This is a genomic window from Glaesserella parasuis, from assembly GCF_002015085.1.
GTDB lineage: Bacteria > Pseudomonadota > Gammaproteobacteria > Enterobacterales > Pasteurellaceae > Glaesserella > Glaesserella parasuis.
In genome coordinates this window covers 1-3,791 of sequence record NZ_MUXW01000055.1, presented here as the reverse complement: position 1 = coordinate 3,791, position 3,791 = coordinate 1, and the positions used below count along the sequence as shown (strand labels likewise).

Annotated in this window: 6 protein-coding genes; 3 read left to right on the top strand and 3 right to left on the bottom strand. The window is 33.5% G+C overall.

What is annotated here, in order from left to right:
* Positions 1-2: 2 nt before the first annotated feature.
* The 3 genes from B0183_RS10895 to B0183_RS10885 form a co-directional block, all read right to left on the bottom strand.
* Positions 3-941, bottom strand: a complete 939-nt coding sequence (locus B0183_RS10895) for a hypothetical protein (RefSeq protein WP_062923993.1) — start codon at positions 939-941, stop codon at positions 3-5.
* Positions 942-1,003: 62 nt separating this feature from the next.
* On the bottom strand, positions 1,004-1,348 hold the full coding sequence (locus B0183_RS10890; protein WP_078208785.1) for a hypothetical protein: 345 nt from the start codon (positions 1,346-1,348) through the stop codon (positions 1,004-1,006).
* 114 nt (positions 1,349-1,462) lie between these two features.
* A complete protein-coding gene (locus tag B0183_RS10885) occupies positions 1,463-1,867 on the bottom strand; it encodes a DNA polymerase III subunit psi (protein WP_078208784.1) in 405 nt (134 codons plus the stop codon).
* Positions 1,868-2,025: 158 nt separating this feature from the next.
* Between B0183_RS10885 and B0183_RS10880 the strand changes: the two genes are divergently transcribed.
* From B0183_RS10880 to rsmC, 3 genes are all read left to right on the top strand, one after another.
* Positions 2,026-2,361 (top strand): type II toxin-antitoxin system RelE/ParE family toxin, encoded by a 336-nt coding sequence (locus B0183_RS10880; RefSeq protein ID WP_075630966.1) that lies wholly within the window; start codon positions 2,026-2,028, stop codon positions 2,359-2,361.
* A gap of 7 nt (positions 2,362-2,368) precedes the next feature.
* A complete protein-coding gene (locus tag B0183_RS10875; RefSeq protein ID WP_164681833.1) occupies positions 2,369-2,665 on the top strand; it encodes an addiction module antidote protein in 297 nt (98 codons plus the stop codon).
* A 72-nt stretch (positions 2,666-2,737) separates the two neighbouring features.
* Positions 2,738-3,727: a 16S rRNA (guanine(1207)-N(2))-methyltransferase RsmC gene (gene rsmC / locus B0183_RS10870; RefSeq protein WP_021116485.1), complete on the top strand. Its 990-nt coding sequence runs from the start codon at positions 2,738-2,740 to the stop codon at positions 3,725-3,727.
* Positions 3,728-3,791 lie beyond the last annotated feature (64 nt).

Sequence of the window (3,791 nt, the reverse complement as noted above, 5' to 3'; positions counted from 1 at the left end):
GATCAAGTCTGATCTTCTACACATAAAGTTATATTCCCTTTCTTTTTTAGTTTTTTTAAAGTTATCTTATTTTCATTAGTTTCTAAAACAGTTTCTTCTATGACAACTTTTTGTCCCACATTAGGATGTTTATCAATAGTTGAAGATAAATCACCATGATTTGTCACTTCATCAATATCTTCCTTAGGAGTTGTTGATTTATTGGTTTTATTATCAGCATCTTCTTTTTGCTTTATTTCCTTTTCAATGTCAATTCCATATTCTCTTAATTTATCTTTTATTTCATTATTATCATCTAAAATAGATTGTATATTTTTTCTTTTATTTTCACTGACAATGAGTTCCTTAATAAACTTTTCTTTTAAACTTGGATCTTTCATGATTTCATCTAAAACAGCTTGATTTTCATTAAATAAAGTTTTAATGACCTCAGTGGTGCTTTGGCTTGGTTTTTCTAGATATAAAGCTCCTAACATATATGTAATATACTCTGGATTTATCTTTTCCTGATTTTTTACACTCTGGCTAATTGAGTATAAGTGTTGAACAGCATCAGTTTCCCAAGCCCATTCTTTTTTCATTATTTCTTTTTGTTTATCATTTAAAGATGGGTTATTATCAATTAATTCAGAATACTCTTTTCTTATTTGATAAATTTCTTCTAAATCTTGAATTTTACTAATATCTTTGTATTTGGTTAGAGTATTAAATAATTTTTGTTGAAGTTCTTCAATTTTCTTTTTAAATTCTTCATCTGAAAGTTTATTGTGCTGATTAGCAATAGCAGCAGATTGAATTTCAATCTGAGTATTTTTAGCATCTTCTTTATCTTGATTATTCAAGTTAGAAAATAGTTTCTCATTTTCAACAAACTCAGAAAATTGCTCTATACCTGATCTAAAGCTTTGTTTTTCTTGATTGGATAAATCATTCCAGCTCATCCCAAATTGGTTAAATAACTTGTCATATAATAAATAATTATGATGATAAGATGAATTTTCTTTTAAATTATTCTCTTTATTTTGTTTTTCTTCTTATTTTTTTTGATTTGAATATTTTGATAAACATTTACTTCTTTGTTTTGATATGCAGATTTAAAATATTGCTTCTCTTTTGCCTCTTCTTTGATTTCTTTCTCAATAAAATCAGATTTCAAATAAGTTTTATAATGTGGGTTTTCTTGAAGTCTGTTATTGATTTTTAAAGCAGTAAATCTTTGCTGTGGATTAGATGAATTCATTAATTCATGAGCAAAGCTTTCTAACTCTGGAAATAATTTAACATCATTAATAGCAGATAAATTAATATTATTTATCATCTCTAATATAGAATCTTTATTAATAGCCATTTTGATTAAAAAGTAAAATAAAACTAACTAATTTTATTATAATAAAAAAGCTAATAAAATAGCAAAAACACACCAAATGAATCAAAATTTCATATTTGTGCTTTTCCTACATAGTTATGGGGAGATGCACTGTTGAATTTTTATCCAAAGTTCACGTTTCTGTTTGGGGTCGGAAAGTTTTTGCCAAGACTCACACTGCCAAGCGGTCTGATTTGCAAATTTTTTTGCAAATCGCACCGCTTGCGCTTCGGATTGGATTAACCAAAAGATTGGTTGATGATCGAACCGTAAGCGCATTGCCTGCTCAAGGCTAATCCATTGATATTGCTCGTGATTTAATTGTAATGCCCGCAAAATATCTTGAAACAACCCTGTTTGTTGGTGATCTTTTTCACAAACAACCACTAGCTTCACCGTATCCGCCAAGCGAATTTGTGCATCGCCTTTGAGTACTTGCGGTTTAACAAGTACCCATTGGGATATATTCATTTCTGTTAGAAGTAGATCACGGCGATTCATCATTTTTCCTCATAAAAGTTGGGGAATAGTAGCAAAAATCGGTAAAATGCAGAAATTATTTTGCATTAAATTTGGAAATTTAAGCAAAACAATAATTATTGATTTAATGTATCTTACTGGATACAATTGAATGGGCTAGATAATGTAGAGATAAAGCGATGTCAGGAATTATCAACCAAATCATTATTACAGATAATTTTTCAAAGTGGCTAGATGGTTTAAAAAATCCTATTGCTAAAGCAACAGTGGCAAGAAGAATTAAGAATACAGTAAAAGGTAATTTTGATGATCATAAAGCGCTTGCAGGTACTGGTGGACTTTATGAAATGCGAATAGCGACAGGCGCTGGTTATCGAATTTACTATGCACAGCAGGGCGATGTTATTTATATTCTGTTACAAGGTGGTGATAAATCAACACTGCAAGCCGATATTGAGAAAGCGAAAGCATTGTGGGCAGAATTAAAACAGACAGGAGGAAGTAATGAATATTAATGAAGAAATGGCAGAAAAACACGGTTTACGTCCTTTTGATGTCGCTGAATTTTTGGATAACGAAGAAACAATACAAGCCTATTTAGCAGAAGTATTAAAAGAGGGCGATCAAGATGAGTTTTTGGAAGCCCTTAATGATGTAGCAAGAGCAAGGGGGATCGCAGAACTTGCGAAGCAAACGGGGTTAGGTAGAGAAAGTTTATATAAAACCCTATCTAAAGGAAGTAAACCTCGTTTTGAAACTATTCAAAAAATTTTAGGAGCATTTAATCTTGTGCTTATCCCACAAATAAAAAATAGTTAATCCGGTAAGACATAGAAGATTTAAGAATATGTCGATCTGTTTCAAATTCAATTTAAAAAATTTTTAAAACAAATGATTACAAATGAAAGCGAAGTGCTTGAACGCCACTTGAGCGTCTTTGAGCAAAAAAATGTATTGTTATTTGGCGATGTGCGTGATGATTTTTCGGGACTCATTCAGCCGATAGCAAAGTCTGTGGCGGCGTTCAGTAGCTATTTTGATTATGCTCGCTATTATAATAACGTGGAATTTGGCTTGGAATGTTATCAGCAAGCAGAATTAGCAGTCTTTTACTGGACGAAGAATAAGCAAGAGTGTCAATTTCAGTTGTTACAATGGCTGGCAACTGCGTCAGTTGGTCAAGAATTATTGGTGATAGGTGAAAACCGTGTCGGCGTGCGTTCAGTGGAAACTTTGCTTGAACCCTTTGGTGAGATAGCCAAGATTGACTCGGCTCGTCGTTGTGGCTTGTACCATTTTAGACTGGAAAATGTGCCTACTTTTGATAGCAAAAAATTCTGGAAATCTTACCGCTTGGGCGATCTTGATGTGTTTGCGTTACCTGCGGTGTTTAGCTCGGCAGAGCTGGATAATGGTTCTAAATTGTTGCTTTCCACCTTCCATAAAGCAGATGGATTAAAAGGAAAAGTGTTAGATCTTGGCTGTGGGGCTGGGGTGATTGGGGCTTGCTTAAAACAACAATTTCCTAAAATCAAGCTGACAATGTCGGATATTCACGCAATGGCATTGGCATCAAGCAAGCGAACATTGACAGAAAATCAGCTGGAAGGGGATGTGGTAGCAAGTGATGTCTTTTCCCATATTGACGGGCGTTTTGATCTGATTGTGTCAAATCCACCTTTCCACGATGGTGTAGATACAGCATACCGTGCGGTAGAAGAGTTGATTGCACAAGCTAAACAACATCTTAATCGTAGTGGTGAGCTACGCATTGTCGCCAACGCTTTTTTACCTTATCCTGATTTATTGGATAAAGCATTTGGCAGACATCAAGTGTTAGCGAAGTCGAGTAAGTTTAAGGTGTATTCAGCGAGAGTCTAGGGCGTGTTGATCTTTTAAGTACAAAAAACAAACGACATAGAAATTGATCTGCACCCCAAAAGTT